The organism is Streptomyces sp. XY431 (assembly GCF_001279805.1).
In the GTDB taxonomy this organism is placed as follows: Bacteria; Actinomycetota; Actinomycetes; order Streptomycetales; family Streptomycetaceae; genus Kitasatospora; species Kitasatospora purpeofusca.
In genome coordinates this window covers 27881-43680 of record NZ_LGDO01000489.1, presented here as the reverse complement: position 1 = coordinate 43680, position 15800 = coordinate 27881, and the positions used below count along the sequence as shown (strand labels likewise).

The window sequence follows — 15800 nt, the reverse complement described above, 5'->3', positions numbered from 1 at the left end:
GGGGGTGGCGGGCCGGCCGAAGTGGCCGTGCGGGGGCAGCGGGGCGGCGGCGGGGGCGGCCACCGGCGCGGGGGCGGCCGGGGCGGACACCGGGACCGGCGCGGCAGCCGGGCCGGTCGACCCGGACGCTCCGGACGGTACGACGGTCGCGGCCGCCGCGGGTACGGCGGCAGCGCGCGGACCGGGCAGCGGACGGGCGGCCGGAGCAGCCGCCGGATCCACCTGGTCGAGCGGATCCACCGGGTGGAGAGTGTCGTGGAAGTCGGCCGCCATCGCGGCCCGTCGGCGCCGTTCGATGACGGCGGCCGCGCTCGCCACCACGGCCATGCCCTTGGCCACGGCCTTGAAGGCCTTTCCGCCCCGCGCCATGCTCGCTACCACTTCTCCCCGCCGGAGCCGCCCGATGCGGCGGCACGCCGTGGGTCGCGCCACGGCCGTCAGGGATAGACGCTACCCGGCCGCGGTGCGGTGAGTCCGCCGGGTGAGCGGGATCCGCCCGGGTTCTTGCGGCCGGGGCCGGTCGGGCCGGGGGTGATTCCGGGGCAAACCATCATGTCCCCGGTGGTTTCAGGCACAGGACAGCGGGGAGGAGTCGAGCGGGAACCAGGAGCCAACTGTCGGCGGACCGGCCGGCGCGGGGAGCCACCAGGACCCCTCCCCGTCCCCGCGTCCGCACCAGGACCGCACCGCCCGTGGGCGCCATGGTCAGCGCCACCCGGGCGGCGCGGCCCGCTCCCCGGGCCGACAGGCACCCGGAGCGACAAGGCACCCGGAGCATTCCGGCCCCGGCCTCGACCCCGGAAAAGCGGAAACGCCGCGGCCCCCCGATCGTGATCGGGGGGCCGCGGCGGGCGTTCCTAGTACCAGTGGTGCGACTGCCAGAACGACCAGGCGCCACAGGGGCTGCCGTAGCGGCTGTTCATGTAGCCGAGACCCCACTGGATCTGGGTGGCCGGGTTGGTGCGCCAGTCGGCGCCGGCCGAGGCCATCTTGGAGCCGGGCAGCGCCTGGACCAGGCCGTACGCGCCGGAGCTCTTGTTGGTGGCGGTGTAGTTCCAGCCGCTCTCGCGCTTCACGATCTGGCTGAAGCACTGGAACTGCGAGTCGCTGCCGATGATCTGCTGGGCCAGCTCCTGCACCGAACCGGGGCTGACCGATACCGGCGGAGTCGACGGAGCGCTGTCGGTGGCGGCCATCGCCGAACGCGCCTTGGAGCGGTTGGCGGCGGCCTCGTCGGCCTTCCGCTTCTCCTCGGCAGCCTTCGCGGCCTTCTCCGCCTCGACCTTGGCGGCAGCGTCGGCGGCCTCCTTGGCGGCGGCGTCGGCCTTGGCCTGCGCCTCGGCGGCGGCCTGCTGGCGCGCAGCCTCTTCGGCGGCCTTCTGCTCGGCTGCGGCCTTGGCCGCAGCGTCGGCAGCGGCCTGCTGGGCGGATGCCTGCGTGCCGATGTTGTCGCTGATGGTCTGCGCCTGGGCGCCGGAGGGGACTTCGGCAAGCAGCGTCGCGCCGGCGACATCAATCGTCTGCGTCGTCTTGCCCTCGCTGCCCGACGCCATACCCACCACGGCACCAACTGCGGTGACGGCGGTGGCGGAGGCGACAGCAACTCCCCGGACCGAGATCCGAGTCACATGGATTCCTTCCAGCATCGCCCACGCGTGACCGTACAGGCGCAACATGCCCCTTGGCGCTGCCCTCCGTACGGTGCTGGTCACGGGAGGTACTGACCCGGCGTCCGGTCGAGGTGAGGCGACCGGGCGTTGTGATCGGGCGGCGTACGGCTCAGGTCTTCAATTGTGCGCCCACCGACCGGAGTTGGTGGACCGTCCGGGCCGGACCCCCGGTCTCCCGGAAGCCCTGCCATGCCGTACGCGGGGCCTGACAGAACCCTCACCATGCCGCACCGGGCACTGTCGACGCAATTCCCTGTTGCGTGGCGGATGTCACATTCACCGTACCGGCGTTCACCGGACAGAAACCACGCGATGTGATGAAAGGGACAAGGGCCCGCTCCATCAGGAGCGGGCCCTATACCGGGATTTGACTGTTTTGTCCCTAACTGCCCGTTGGCTTCCGGAAAGTCCGGAAAGTCCGGATCAGGGCTGGACGTCCTCCAGCATCTCCGTCACCAGCGCCGCGATCGGCGAGCGCTCCGAGCGGGTCAGCGTGATGTGGGCGAACAGCGGGTGCCCCTTCAGCTTCTCCACCACCGCCACCACGCCGTCGTAGCGGCCGACCCGGAGGTTGTCGCGCTGGGCGACGTCGTGGGTGAGGACCACTCGCGAGCCCTGGCCGATCCGGGACAGCACCGTCAGCAGGACGTTGCGCTCCAGCGACTGCGCCTCGTCCACGATCACGAAGGCGTCGTGCAGGGAACGCCCTCGGATGTGGGTGAGCGGCAGGACCTCCAGCATCCCCCGGGAGATGACCTCCTCGATCACGTCCGGGGTGGTGACGGCGGACAGGGTGTCGAAGACCGCCTGCGCCCAGGGGCTCATCTTCTCCGACTCGGAGCCCGGCAGGTAGCCGAGCTCCTGCCCGCCGACCGCGTACAGCGGCCGGAACACCATCACCTTGCGGTGCTGCTGCCGCTCCAGGACCGCCTCCAGACCGGCGCACAGCGCCAGCGCGGACTTGCCGGTACCGGCCCGGCCGCCCAGCGAGACGATGCCGACCTCCGGGTCGAGCAGGAGGTCCAGCGCCACCCGCTGCTCGGCGCTGCGCCCGCGCAGGCCGAACGCCTCGCGCTCGCCGCGCACCAGCCGGACCCGGCCGTCGCCGGTGACCCGGCCGAGCGCCTTGCCGCGCTCGGAGGTGAGCACCAGCCCGGTGTGCACGGGCAGCTCGTCGGCGCCGGCGACGTCCACCCCGGCGTCGTGGCCGGCCGCGAACAGCGCGTCCACGTCGTCGGCGGCCACGTGCAGCTCGGCCATGCCGGTCCACCCGGAGGTGATCGCGAGCTCGGCGCGGTACTCCTCGGCGAGCAGGCCCACCGAGGACGCCTTGATCCGCAGCGGGAGGTCCTTGGAGACGACGGTGACGTCGTACCCCTCGGCCTGGAGGTTGCGTGCCACCGCCAGGATCCGGGTGTCGGCCTCGCCGCCGCCGGCCCGGTAGCCGACCGGCAGTATCGAGGTGTCCGAGTGGTTGAGCTCGACCCGGATGGAACCGCCGAGCTCGCCGACCGGGATCGGCTCGTCGAGACGCCCGAACCGGATCCGGAAGTCGTCGAGCAGTCGCAGCGCCTGGCGGGCGAAATAGCCCAGCTCCGGGTGGTGCCGCTTGGCCTCCAGTTCGGTGACCACGACCACGGGGAGGACGACCTCGTGCTCCTCGAAGCGGGTCATGGCCAGCGGGTCCGCCAGCAGCACACTGGTGTCGAGAACGTACGTCCGCCGGTCTGGTGTCCGGCGGCTCTTGGAACTGACCACTAGGCCTCCAGGGCGGATGACCCTGCGTCATCCGCGGCAAGCCGGCCCCGCTGCCCCGGTGGCCTCGGAGCCGGTCTGATCGGAGTATTCCCAGGCGGGGGGCGGTGCATTCGCGCCCCCGGAGAACTGACGGATCATTGCGGGTGAACGTTTGGCCTCGCCCTGCCACCGGGTAGGCCAGCTCTTACGGCGGTCAATCCCGACGCCCCGCAGGACGCCGCTTCCCGACGCGTCGCGAGGGCACCGTCGCGGCGCGCGAATACACCGCGGTACGACGCGAGGGCGACGCCCCCGTCAGAGCCCCAGCCGCCGGTTGCGCTGCTCGAAGGCGCGCAGCGCCCGCAGGAAGTCCACCTTGCGGAAGGCCGGCCAGTACGCCTCGCAGAAGTAGAACTCGCTGTGCGCGCTCTGCCAGAGCAGGAAGCCGGACAGCCGCTGCTCGCCCGAGGTGCGGATGACCAGGTCCGGGTCGGGCTGCCCCTTGGTGTACAGGTGCTCGGCGATGTGCTCGACGTCCAGGACCTCGGCCAGCTCCTCGATCGAGGTGCCCCGGCCGGCGTGCTCCTGGAGCAGCGAGCGGACGGCGTCGGCGATCTCGTGCCGGCCGCCGTAGCCGACGGCCACGTTGACCGTGATGCCCTCGATGCCCGCGGTCTCGTCGGCGGCGCGCTTCAGGACGTCGGCGGTGTGCTGCGGCAGCAGGTCCAGCGCGCCGACCGGGTTGACCCGCCAGCGGCGGGCGGCGGCCAGGCCGGTGACGGCGTCCTCGATGATGCCGAGCAGCGGGACCAGCTCGTCGGCCGGGCGGGAGAGGTTGTCGGTGGAGAGCATCCACAGGGTGACGACCTTGACGTGGGTCTCGTCGCACCAGCCGAGGAACTCGCTGATCTTGTCGGCGCCGCGCTGGTGGCCGTAAGCGGTGGAGCCGCCGGTCGCCTTGGCCCAGCGGCGGTTGCCGTCGAGGATCACCCCGATGTGGTGCGGAGTGCGGGCGAGGTGCACCTCGACCCGGCGGCCGTAGAGGCCGTACATCCCGTCCAGCAGGACGCGCAGACCCGGCGTGCGTTCGACGACATCGCGCAGACCCATGGTTTTCGGCCCCTCCGTGCTCACTTCAGCGGGTGCTTCAGAACCCCCGGCGCAGCCTACTCCCGCGCTGTGGTGGCAGGGAAAGCCGCAGGTCGCGGGAGGGTCACGGTCCTGTGCGGACTATGTCGCCGCGCGCCGGGCGCGGGTGGCCGGAACGTACCCGGAACGTACCCGTGCGGCGCCCCGGGGGCGGGCGGGGGAACGCCCGGCGGCCGGATACGGAACGGTCTCTCCTTCCTTAAGGAATCCGTAAGCCGACGGTTCAATGCTTGACGACCCCCAATGGTCTAGTCCAGCTTTTGTGCCAGGGCGGAACGGCGTACCGGAACCGCCCCTCTCGAGGCAGTACTGCGGACCTCCCCTCCCCCACACGCGGCCGCCGCGCCCCCCACCGCGGCGGCCGCTCCTCCCCCACAGGAGCGCACCTCCATGGCCCGTACGCTGAACCGGCCCGCGTCGCACAAGCGCCGCCGCGGCCCCGTCCCGGCCCTCGCGGCCGGCGCCACCGCCCTGGCCCTGGCCGGCACCGGCCTCGCCCTCTTCGCCGGGGGCGCCAACGCGGCCGCCGGGAACCTCGTCGCCAACGGCGGCTTCGACGGCTCGCTGGGCGGCTGGACCTGTACCGGCTCCGCGAGCGCCGTCACCACGCCGGTCCACTCCGGCTCGGGCGCGCTGCAGGCCACCCCCGGCGCGGCGGACACCGCCGAGTGCACGCAGACCATCAGCGTGCTGCCCAACACCAGCTACACCCTGAGCGCCTGGGTCCAGGGCCCCTACGTCTACCTCGGCGCGCGCGGCACCGGCGGCACCGACCCGAGCAGCTGGTCCAACCAGAACAGCTGGAACCAGCTCTCCTCCACCTTCACCACGGGCGCGAACGTCCGGAGCGTCACCGTCTACCTGCACGGCTGGTACGGCCAGAGCGCCTACCTCGCCGACGACGTGGTGCTGAGCGGCCCCGGCGGCACCTCCACCCCGAGCCCGACCGCCACCCCGACGGCCACCCCCACGCCGACGCCCACGGCGACCGCCACCCCCACGGCGACCACGACCCCGACCGCGACCGCCACCCCCACGGCGACCGCCACGCCGACCCAGACCGCGACCCCGACCCCCACCGCAACCAGCACCGGCAACCCCACCACCGGGCTGCCCAAGCACGTCGTCACCGGCTACTGGCACAACTTCGACAACAAGGGCAACAACCTCCAGAAGCTGAGCGACGTCCAGAGCGCGTACGACATCATCGCGGTGTCCTTCGCCGACGCCGTCGCCAACCGCCCCGGCGCCGTCACCTTCAAGCTGGACGCCGAGCTCTCGGCCGGTCTCGGCGGCTACACCGACGCCCAGTTCCGCGCCGATGTGAAGGCCAAGCAGGCGGCCGGCAAGAAGGTCATCATCTCCATCGGCGGCCAGAACGGCGCCATCCAGGTCAACGACGCCGCCGCGGCGGCCACCTTCGTCGACACCGCCGCCGCCGTGATCAAGGACTACGGCTTCGACGGCCTGGACGTCGACCTGGAGAACGGCCTCAACGCGACCTACCTCGCGGACGCGCTGCACGCCCTGCAGGCCAAGGTCGGCCCGAACTTCGTCCTGACGATGGCCCCGGAGACCATCGGGATGTACTCCACCGCCGGCTCCTACTTCCAGCTGGCGCTGAAGACCAAGGACATCCTGACCGTCGTCAACACCCAGTTCTACAACTCGGGCGGCATGAACGGCTGCGACGGCAAGGTCTACAACCAGGGCACCATCGACTTCATCACCTCGCAGGTCTGCACCCACATCCAGGGCGGCCTGCGGCCCGACCAGGTCGGCATCGGCGTCCCGGCCTCCGGCAAGGCGGCCGGCGGCGGCTACGTCGCGCCGAGCGTCGTCAACAACGCGCTGGACTGCCTGGCCACCGGCAAGAACTGCGGCAGCTTCGTCCCGCCGGCCAAGTGGCCGACCATCCGCGGCGCGATGACCTGGTCCACCAACTGGGACTCCGTCAACGGGAACGCCTTCTCCAACACGGTCGGCCCGTTCGTCCACCAGATGCCGTAACCCGAGGACCGCACCCCCACGGCGCGCCTCCCCTTGAGGGTGGGGCCTGCGCGCCGGCGCCGGGCCCGCCGTACCCGACCGGTACGGCGGGCCCGTCCGCGTCCCCCGGTGGACACCGGCGGACCCGGGCCCCCGCGCCTCAGCCGGAGTGCCCGAGCACCGCCACCAGGGTGCCGAGCAGCATGAACGGACCCAGCGGCACCTCCCGGCCGCGCACCGGCCGGCGCCGCACCAGGGCCACCAGCAGGACGCCGACCGACCAGAGCCCGGCCAGCAGCACGAAGGCGGCCAGGCCGGCCAGCGCGGCGGACCAGCCGTACCGGCCGAGCAGTGCCCCTAGGCCGAGCGCCAGCACCGTGTCCCCCGGGCCCATCCGCCCCAGCTGGACCGGGACTTCGAACAGCACCCCGGCCGAGAGCGCCACCAGCAGGCAGCGCAGCAGCGTCCCCGGGCTGCCGTCCATCAGCTCCAGCACCGTCAGCAGCAGCGCGAGGCCCGCCGCCAGCGTCCAGGTGAGCGGGTAGGGCAGCCGGTGCACCCGGGCGTCGGTGAAGCCGAGCACCACTCCGGGGCCGGCCAGCCAGAGCAGCAGCACCGCGTCCGCCGGGTGGGCCGCGGTGAGCGCGGCGGCGGCCGCGGCGGCGGTGACCGCCTCCACCCGCCACGGGCCCGGGCCGAGTCCGGTCCGGCAGCCCGGACAGCCGCCGGTGGGCGGCAGGCCGCGCAGGGCGCGCCCGCAGGCCGGACAGGCCAGGCACCACGGCTGCTCCTCGGGCACGGCGTACCGCACCACCAGTCCGCGCAGGGCCGGTGCCACCAGCAGCCCCGCCAGGACCGCTCCCAGCACGATCGCGATCACGGCTTGCCCCCTTGTCCTCCGGTGGCGGTACGATCCGGCAGGTTCCGCTCCGGAACCGACCGGACACCGTCCGCGTCCGACACTGACGGCACCTCGGATCCTCGGATCCACGGCGCCGCACCGACCACATCATCCACGGGGGAGACATACCTTGACGAAGCTTCGGAGCACTCTGCGCGCGGCCGTTCCGGTGGCCGCGCTCGCGCTCGCACTGACCGCCTGCGGTCCGGAGAACGACGACCCGGCCGTCACCGCCGCCCCGACCTCCGCCCCGGCGGGCGGCAGCACCGCCGCCCCGACCGGCGCCGCGCCCACCTCGGCCCCGGCCGGCGGGATCACCGCGGCCCCGACGGCCGCCGCCCCGTCCTCGGCCCCCGCGGCCGGTGCGGCGGGCGGCGCGGCCGGCGGCGGCAGCCCGACCGCCGGCGGCCTGCCCTCGGCCGCTACCAGCGGCAACCCGATCGGCGGGACGAGCGGCGGCGGCAGCAAGATCACCTTCGACAACCCGCTCGCGCCCACCGCCACCGGCAGCTACCTCGGCAAGACCAAGGCCGACGTCACACCGGTCTCGGTGGTCAAGGGCACCGCGGCCGAGATCGCGCCGTACAACTGGAAGCCGGCCGACACCGCGGGCAAGACCCCGTACTACGTGACGGTCAACTTCACCAACAGGACCGGCGCCCCGCTGCAGGACGAGTACTTCATGATGCGGTTCAAGGTGCAGACCGAGCCCAAGGGCACCGGCATCCTGTCCGCCCCGACCGTCCTGCGGTCGATCCCGCAGTGCGACACCGGCAAGAAGCCGGGCACCCTGGCCGACGGGGAGACCCAGCAGCAGTGTGCCGTCTATCTCGTTCCGGACGGCACCCCGCCGCAGTTCCTCGTCTTCGGTAGCGTTCTGGACACCCAGCCGCTGATCTGGAAGGCCGGCTGAGCCCTCCGCCTCCCGATCGAAGGGGTGGCGGATCAGCAGCGTCCGGGCGGTCCGGCGGGTGTCCCACGACACGCGCCGGGCCGCCCGTTCGTGCCCCTAAAGTAGGCAGGCATGCAGGTCATCCAGTCCAGCAAGCTCGCCAATGTCTGCTACGACATCCGCGGTCCGGTGCTCGACGAGGCGATGCGGCTGGAGGAACAGGGCCACCGCATCCTGAAGCTCAACACCGGCAATCCCGCGCTGTTCGGCTTCGACGCACCGCCGGAGATCCTCCAGGACATCCTGCGCAACCTCTCCTCCGCGCACGGGTACGGCGACTCCAAGGGCCTGCTCTCCGCCCGCCGCGCCGTGGTGATGCACTACGAGGAGCGCGGGCTGCACGGCCTGACGGTCGAGGACGTCTTCCTCGGCAACGGCGTCTCCGAGCTGATCCAGCTGGCGATGACCGCGCTGCTGGACGACGGCGACGAGGTGCTCGTCCCGGCCCCGGACTACCCGCTGTGGACGGCCTCCGTCTCGCTGGCCGGCGGCACCGCCGTGCACTACCGCTGCGACGAGCAGTCCGACTGGTACCCGGACCTCGCCGACGTCGAGGCCAAGGTCACCGACCGGACCAGGGCGATGGTGGTGATCAACCCGAACAACCCCACCGGCGCGGTCTACCCGCGCGAGGTGCTGGAGGGGCTGGTCGAGATCGCCCGCCGGCACCAGCTGGTGATCTACGCGGACGAGATCTACGACAAGATCCTCTACGACGACGCCGAGCACGTCCCGCTGGCCACCCTGGCCCCCGACCTGTTCTGCGTCACCTTCAACGGCATGTCCAAGTCCTACCGGGTGGCGGGCTTCCGCTCGGGCTGGATGGTGCTCTCCGGGGACCGCACCCGGGCCCGCAGCTATGTCGAGGGCCTGACCGTCCTGGCCTCGATGCGGCTGTGCGCCAACATGCCGGCCCAGCACGCGGTGGCCGCGGCGCTCGGCGGACGGCAGTCGATCAAGGACTTGGTGCTGCCCGGCGGGCGGCTGCTGGAGTCCCGGGACGCCGCGTACCGGCTGCTCAACGAGATCCCCGGGGTCAGCTGTGTGAAGCCGAGGGGCGCGCTGTACGCCTTCCCCCGGCTGGACCCGAAGGTGTTCAAGATCAAGGACGACGCCCGGATGGTGCTCGACCTGCTGCGGGCCGAGCGGATCCTGCTGGTCCAGGGCTCCGGCTTCAACTGGCCCGAGCCGGACCACTTCCGGCTGGTCACCCTGCCGCGCGCGGAGGAGATCACCGACGCGGTCACCCGGATCGGCGTCTTCCTGAGCGGCTACACCCAGCCGTAGGGCAGTGCCTGCCACGAGGCACCACGGGGTGCCCGGAAAAGCGCTACGGCCGGAGCCCCGGTCGGGCGATCTCCTTGGTCGGGGAAAGATCGTCCGTCGGGTCTCCGGCCGTCCTGTCGCTGACCGGTGCGCGTTTCGTGCGGCACACCGGCCTCTCTACCGCTCCTGCTGAGGCTCAGGCTCAGCCGAGGCGGGCGACCAGGTCTCGGTACTCGTCCCACAGCTCGGCGGGCGTGTGCTCACCGAACATCTCCAGGTGCGCCGGGACGAGCGCGGCCTCCTGACGCCAGATGTCGGCGTCGACGGTGAAGAGCAGGTCGAGGTCCTCCTTCGACAGCTCCAGGCCGTCCAGGTCGAAGCCCTCGACGGTCGGCAGCACGCCGATCGGGGTCTCGACGCCCGCGCCGTCACCCTCCAGGCGCTCGACGATCCACTTCAGCACGCGGCTGTTCTCGCCGTAGCCCGGCCAGACGAACTGACCGTCGGCGTTCTTGCGGAACCAGTTCACGTAGTAGATCTTCGGCAGCTTGGCGGCGTCCGCCGAGGCGCCGATCTTCAGCCAGTGGGCGAAGTAGTCGCCCATGTTGTAGCCGCAGAACGGCAGCATCGCGAACGGGTCGCGACGCAGCTCGCCGACGGTGCCCTCGGCGGCGGCGGTCTTCTCGGAGGCGATGTTGGCGCCGAGGAAGACACCGTGCTGCCAGTCGAAGGACTCGGTCACCAGCGGGACGGCGGTGGCCCGGCGGCCGCCGAACAGGATCGCCGAGATCGGCACACCCGCCGGGTCCTCCCACTCGGGGGCGATGGTCGGGCACTGCGCGGCCGGGACGGCGAAACGGGCGTTCGGGTGGGCCGCCGGGGTGCCGGACTCCGGCGTCCAGTCGTCGCCCCGCCAGTCGATCAGGTGGGCCGGCTTCTCGTCGGTGAGGCCCTCCCACCACACGTCGCCGTCGTCGGTGAGCGCGACGTTGGTGAAGACGGTGTTGCCCCAGAGGGTGTCGATCGCGTTGGCGTTGGTGTCGACACCGGTGCCCGGCGCGACGCCGAAGAAGCCGGCCTCGGGGTTGATGGCGTACAGGCGGCCGTCGGCGCCGAAGCGCATCCAGGCGATGTCGTCGCCGATCGTCTCGACCTTCCAGCCCGGGATGGTGGGCTGGAGCATCGCCAGGTTGGTCTTGCCGCAGGCCGACGGGAAGGCGGCGGCCGCGTACTTGACCTCGCCCGACGGCGGGGTGAGCTTCAGGATGAGCATGTGCTCGGCCAGCCAGCCCTCGTCACGGGCCATGGTCGAGGCGATGCGCAGCGCGTAGCACTTCTTGCCCAGCAGGGCGTTGCCGCCGTAGCCGGAGCCGAAGGACCAGATCTCGCGGGTCTCCGGGAAGTGCGAGATGTACTTGGTGCTGTTGCACGGCCACGGCACGTCCGCCTGGCCCTCGGCCAGCGGGGCGCCGACGGTGTGCACGGCCTTGACGAAGTCGCCGTCCTCGCCGAGCTGGTCCAGCACCGCGCGGCCCATGCGGGTCATCACGCGCATCGACACCGCGACGTAGGCGGAGTCGGTGATCTCGACGCCGTACGCGGCCAGCGGGGAGCCGACCGGGCCCATCGAGAAGGGGACGACGTACATGGTGCGGCCCTTCATGGCGCCGCGGAACAGGCCCTGCTCGCCCTGGAAGATCTCCCGCATCTCGGCGGGGGCCTTCCAGTGGTTGGTCGGGCCGGCGTCCTTCTCCTGCTCGGAGCAGATGAAGGTCCGGTCCTCGACCCGCGCCACGTCCGTGGGGTCGGAGGCGGCGTAGTAGGAGTTGGGTCGCTTGTCCTCGTTGAGCTTCTTGAAAGTGCCCTGGGCGACGAGCAGGTCCGCGAGGCGCTGGTACTCCTCCTCGGAACCGTCGCACCATTCGACGCGGTCCGGCTGGGTGATCTCCGCAATCTCGCGCACCCACGCCAGCAGACGCTGGTGGCGGGTCGGCGCGGCGCTGAGAGCAGCCGAGTTCTCGTTCGACACGATCGCTCCGTTTCACGCCATCCCGGCGGGGAGACGGCGTAGCGGGGGTTGAGGGTGCTTGCAGCGTAGCTCCGCACCTTGGGCCGGAACGCGGCAAGAAGGCAAAGTTGACGCATCTTTTACTACAGTAAGGATGATTACCAGCCAGTAGCAGACCACCCCAAGGGGCCTCGGGCCCCCTCCACCCCCTCCACCAATGCTCCAAAACGTCCAAGTCGTGATGAGCGCCACTTCCTACGACCGAGTAACCTACGGATCCGTAGGTAGCGGGTAGCATGCGGCTCATGACTGCTGAGCTCCTGGAGAGCGCGGAGCCTGCGCCGCTCAAGCCGAAGTGGCGCGGCTGGCTGCACGCCGCGATGTTCCCCGCCACCGTCGCCGCCGGGATCGTGCTGATCTGCCTGGCCGAACCGGGGCCCGCGAGAGTCGCGTGCGCGATCTACTCGGCCAGCGCCTGGCTGCTCTTCGGGGTCAGCGCGGTCTACCACCGGTTCACCTGGGGCCCGCGCGGCGACGCGATCCTGCGCCGGCTGGACCACGCGAACATCTTCCTGATCATCGCCGGCACCTACACGCCGTTCACCATCCTGCTGCTGGACGGCGCCGCCCGGCAGCTGCTGCTCTGGGCGGTCTGGGGCGGTGCGCTGGCGGGGATCGCGTTCCGGGTCTTCTGGGTCGGTGCGCCGCGCTGGCTCTACACGCCGGTGTACATCGCGCTGGGCTGGGCCGCCGCGTTCTTCCTGCCCGACTTCCTGCACGCGGGCGGGGTCGCGGTCATCGTGCTGATGATCGTCGGCGGGGTGCTCTACAGCATCGGCGGCGTGGTGTACGGGCTCAAGCGGCCCGACCCGTCACCGCGCTGGTTCGGCTTCCACGAGGTGTTCCACGCCTTCACCCTCGGGGCCTTCATCACCCAGTACGTCGGCGTCTCACTGGTGGCCTACAGCGCGGCCGGCTGAGCCCGGCGCCCCGTGACGGGCGGTCGACCGGTCGTGCGACCGGACGGCCGCCCGTTCCGCTGTCCACTCCCGGACCGGGCGCTCGTGCGGCGCGTGCTCGTGCGACCCGCGCTCGTGCGGGGCATGCTCGTGCGACCCTTCGCGCCGGCGCTCGCGCGACCGGTCGTGGTGGTCATGGTGATCGTGACGGTCGTGCGCGTGCGGGATCCGCGGCTGGCGCCCCGCCTGCCGCGCGTCGATCGCCTCCCGGGCCCGGCGGCAGCGCTCGCAGTGCGCGGCGTCCACCGTGCCGCCCGCCGTCCGATGGCCCTTCGGCGCCGCCCGGCGGTCCGGCTCGGGCGCCTGGCGGAGCAGCCGCCAGCGCCGGCCCACGTACACCATCAGCAGCAGCACCTCGACCCCGGCGACCACCAGCACCAGCGCGGCACCGTTGATCAGATAGGCCGCGACCACGGCCAGCGCCGAAGCCACCACCACTGCGGCACCCCAGATCTGGGCGCCCGACTCCCGCTCGGCCATTTCGGCTTCCCCTTCCTGCGCCGGGCTCGTGGTCGGCCCGTGCCGCCCCACCCCTTCTCCGCTCTCGGCACGCACCGGCCCGCACTGACCGACGGCCACATGGTATCTACCGACAGTCACCCGTAACCGCCCGAAAGCGGCGAACGACAGATCAACGTTGCGTCAATTCCCCGTGCGGAACGCGCACTTCCAGGACACATCACGGAGCGTAGTCAACTTGGAACCGTGATCCGGCATTGACGGGGCCCATCTTTTGGTAGTTACTGTCATTTGACAGAGACTCCCTTCGCAGGCCCCGGAGGTTCCCGTGTCCACCCCGCCCACCGACCAGGCGGCCCCACCCGGGCCGGACCCACGGCGCTGGCTCGCCCTCGTCGCGGTCGCACTCAGCGTCCTGGTGATCAGCTTCGACATGACGGTCCTGAACGTGGCCCTGCCCACGCTCGCCTCGCAGCTCCAGGCCACCACCGGGCAGCAGCAGTGGATCGTCGACTCCTACACCGTGGTGTTCGCCGCGGTGATGCTCCCGGCCGGGCTGATCGGCGACCGGTTCGGCCGCCGCTTCACCCTCACCCTGGGCCTCGCCCTGTTCGGCCTCGCCTCGGCCGTCGGCATGCTGGCCGACAGCCCGGGCACACTGATCGCCGCCCGGGCCGCGATGGGCCTGGCCGGCGCGCTCGTCATGCCGATGTCCATGGCGGTGATCCCCGGCCTCTTCCCGCCCGCCGAGCAGCGCCGCGCCACCGCGATCCTGGCCGCTTCGCTGGCCGTCGGCACCCCGCTCGGTCCGCTGATCGGCGGCTTCCTGCTCCAGCACTTCTGGTGGGGCGCGATCTTCGCGATCAACCTGCCGCTGGTCGTGATCGGCATCACCGCCTGCACCCTGCTGCTGCCGGAGACCCGCAACCCGGCCGCGCCCCGGATCGACCTGCCCGCCACGCTGCTCGGCGCGGGCGGACTGGCCGCGCTCACCTACGGCATCATCGAGAGCCCCGAGCGCGGCTGGAGCGACCCGCTGGTGCTCGGCACGGTCGGCGGCGCGCTGGTCGCCCTCACCGCGCTGGTGCTGCGCAGCCGGCGGCAACAGGACCCGATGCTCGATCTGACCCTGCTCGCCGACGGCGGCTTCCGCTGGTCGACGGTGGCCGCGACGCTGGTGTCACTGGTGCTGTTCGGCGCCTTCTTCGTCCTCCCGCTGTACTTCCAGAGCGTTCTCGGCGCCGACGCCTTCGGTACCGGCCTGCGGCTGATGCCGATGATGCTCGGCCTGATGGTGGCCGCCCGGCTCAGCGACCGGCTCGTCGCCAGGACCGGCCCCCGGACCGTGATCGTCCTCGGGCTGGCCGTACTGGCCGGCGCGCTGCTCCTCGGCAGCCGTACCGAGGTCTCGGACGGCTACGCCCTCGCCGCGGTCTGGCTCGCCCTGCTCGGGGTCGGCATGGGCCTGTCCCTGATCACCGCGCAGGCCACCGCCCTGCTCACCCTGCCGCCCGCCCGGGCCGGCGTCGGCTCGGGGCTGCTGCAGACCTTCCGCCAGGTCGGCGGCGCGATCGGAGTGGCCGTCTTCGGCAGCCTGCTGGCCGACTCCTACCGGGGGGCGCTGGACACCGGCGGACTCGCGGCGGGCGCGGCCGAGCGGGCCGGACGCTCGGTGGTCGCCGCCGACGCGGTCGCCGCCGCGACCGGCGACCCCGCCCTGGCCGCCTCGGCGCACGGCGCCTATGTGCACGGAATGACGGTCGTCCTGCTGGTCTCCGGGGTGATCGCGGTGCTGTCCGCTGTGCTCGTGGCGCTGCGGATGCCGGCCGCCGAACCGGCCGGGGCCGCTGTCGGGGGCGCCGGGGCCACCGCCGGACCGGCCTCACCCGCCGGGGCACCGGGAGAGTCGGGGGAGGCCGTCGTGCCCGCGACCGATCACGGATAATCGAAGACATGAGCGCACCGCAGTCGGCAACGGCACCTCCGGCCGGACCGGGCAACCCGATCCAGGCGATGCTGGAGGCGCCGCTGTCGCTGCGCGAGCGGAAGAAGCTGAAGACCCGCCAGACCATCCGGCGCGAGGCCTACCGGCTGATCGCCGAACAGGGCTACGAGAACACCACGGTCGACCAGATCGCGGCCGCCGCCGAGGTCTCCCCGTCCACCTTCTTCCGGTACTTCGCCACCAAGGAGGACCTCGTCCTCACCGACGAGTACGACCCGGCGATGATCGACGCCCTGCTCGCCCGCCCCGCCGACGAACCGTTCCTGCGGTCCTGCCGGGAGGCCCTCATCGGGCTGCTGCGGCAACTGCTGGAGCACGAGCGCGAGGAACTGCTGGTCCGCATGCGGCTGACCAAGGACGTACCCGCGCTGCGCGCCCGGATGATCGACACCGGCAACGAACCGCAGCGGCTCTACCTCACCGTGCTGACCCGGCGGGCCGGAGTGCGGGAGCCCACCTTCGCGATGCGGATCACCGCCGCCGCGATCGGCGCCGCCACCACGGAGACCGTGCTGCAGTGGGCCGAGAGCGGCGGCAGCGAGGACATCGCCGAACTCGTCCACCGCACCTTCGCGATCCTGGAGGACGGGTTCGCCGGGTCATGACGCACGGCAGGACCGACGGCGGGGGCTTCCGCCCCGCCGC

At 72.1% G+C, this 15800-nt stretch carries 12 protein-coding genes and 1 pseudogene; 6 read left to right on the top strand and 7 right to left on the bottom strand.

Translation table 11 applies throughout. The annotated features are described in order from the left end of the window. From ADK60_RS45270 to ADK60_RS33570, 4 genes and pseudogenes are all read right to left on the bottom strand, one after another. Positions 1-369: pseudogene (locus ADK60_RS45270) on the bottom strand (hypothetical protein); the annotation flags it as partial. Between the two features lie 488 nt (positions 370-857). Next, positions 858-1628, bottom strand: coding sequence for an aggregation-promoting factor C-terminal-like domain-containing protein (locus ADK60_RS33580; RefSeq protein ID WP_045940782.1), 771 nt, complete (start codon positions 1626-1628; stop codon positions 858-860). A 465-nt stretch (positions 1629-2093) separates the two neighbouring features. Then, positions 2094-3428 carry an RNA 5'-3' helicase PhoH2 gene (phoH2, locus tag ADK60_RS33575; protein WP_045940783.1) on the bottom strand — a complete coding sequence of 445 codons (1335 nt, stop codon included), beginning with the start codon at positions 3426-3428 and terminating at the stop codon, positions 2094-2096. A gap of 294 nt (positions 3429-3722) precedes the next feature. Beyond that, on the bottom strand, positions 3723-4517 hold the full coding sequence (locus ADK60_RS33570) for an isoprenyl transferase (RefSeq protein WP_078896623.1): 795 nt from the start codon (positions 4515-4517) through the stop codon (positions 3723-3725). A 429-nt stretch (positions 4518-4946) separates the two neighbouring features. Here ADK60_RS33570 and ADK60_RS33565 point away from each other — a divergent pair, with 429 nt between their 5' ends. Then, the gene (locus ADK60_RS33565; RefSeq protein ID WP_053650709.1) at positions 4947-6566 is read left to right on the top strand and encodes a chitinase; all 1620 of its coding nucleotides are present in this window, start codon (positions 4947-4949) and stop codon (positions 6564-6566) included. A 139-nt stretch (positions 6567-6705) separates the two neighbouring features. Here ADK60_RS33565 and ADK60_RS33560 read toward each other — a convergent pair whose 3' ends face one another. Next, positions 6706-7425 (bottom strand): prepilin peptidase, encoded by a 720-nt coding sequence (locus ADK60_RS33560; RefSeq protein ID WP_053650708.1) that lies wholly within the window; start codon positions 7423-7425, stop codon positions 6706-6708. 151 nt (positions 7426-7576) lie between these two features. Here ADK60_RS33560 and ADK60_RS45265 point away from each other — a divergent pair, with 151 nt between their 5' ends. Both ADK60_RS45265 and ADK60_RS33550 read left to right on the top strand, forming a co-directional pair. After that, entirely contained in the window at positions 7577-8359 is a 783-nt protein-coding gene (locus ADK60_RS45265; RefSeq protein ID WP_159400696.1) for a hypothetical protein, read from the top strand. A 111-nt stretch (positions 8360-8470) separates the two neighbouring features. Then, positions 8471-9685, top strand: coding sequence for a pyridoxal phosphate-dependent aminotransferase (locus tag ADK60_RS33550; protein WP_045940404.1), 1215 nt, complete (start codon positions 8471-8473; stop codon positions 9683-9685). A 181-nt stretch (positions 9686-9866) separates the two neighbouring features. Here the strand turns inward: ADK60_RS33550 and ADK60_RS33545 are convergent, their stop codons facing one another. Beyond that, a complete protein-coding gene (locus ADK60_RS33545; RefSeq protein WP_053650706.1) occupies positions 9867-11693 on the bottom strand; it encodes a phosphoenolpyruvate carboxykinase (GTP) in 1827 nt (608 codons plus the stop codon). A 275-nt stretch (positions 11694-11968) separates the two neighbouring features. Here ADK60_RS33545 and trhA point away from each other — a divergent pair, with 275 nt between their 5' ends. After that, the gene (trhA, locus tag ADK60_RS33540; RefSeq protein WP_045940402.1) at positions 11969-12652 is read left to right on the top strand and encodes a PAQR family membrane homeostasis protein TrhA; all 684 of its coding nucleotides are present in this window, start codon (positions 11969-11971) and stop codon (positions 12650-12652) included. Here the strand turns inward: trhA and ADK60_RS33535 are convergent. Continuing rightward, entirely contained in the window at positions 12623-13171 is a 549-nt protein-coding gene (locus ADK60_RS33535) for a hypothetical protein (RefSeq protein ID WP_053650705.1), read from the bottom strand. The two genes, trhA and ADK60_RS33535, sit on opposite strands and share 30 nt — an antisense overlap. Positions 13172-13478: 307 nt before the next feature. Between ADK60_RS33535 and ADK60_RS33530 the strand changes: the two genes are divergently transcribed. Together ADK60_RS33530 and ADK60_RS33525 are read left to right on the top strand one after the other, a co-directional pair. Next, on the top strand, positions 13479-15095 hold the full coding sequence (locus tag ADK60_RS33530; RefSeq protein ID WP_063783344.1) for an MFS transporter: 1617 nt from the start codon (positions 13479-13481) through the stop codon (positions 15093-15095). A gap of 8 nt (positions 15096-15103) precedes the next feature. Continuing rightward, the gene (locus ADK60_RS33525) at positions 15104-15760 is read left to right on the top strand and encodes a TetR/AcrR family transcriptional regulator (protein ID WP_079008907.1); all 657 of its coding nucleotides are present in this window, start codon (positions 15104-15106) and stop codon (positions 15758-15760) included. Positions 15761-15800 lie beyond the last annotated feature (40 nt).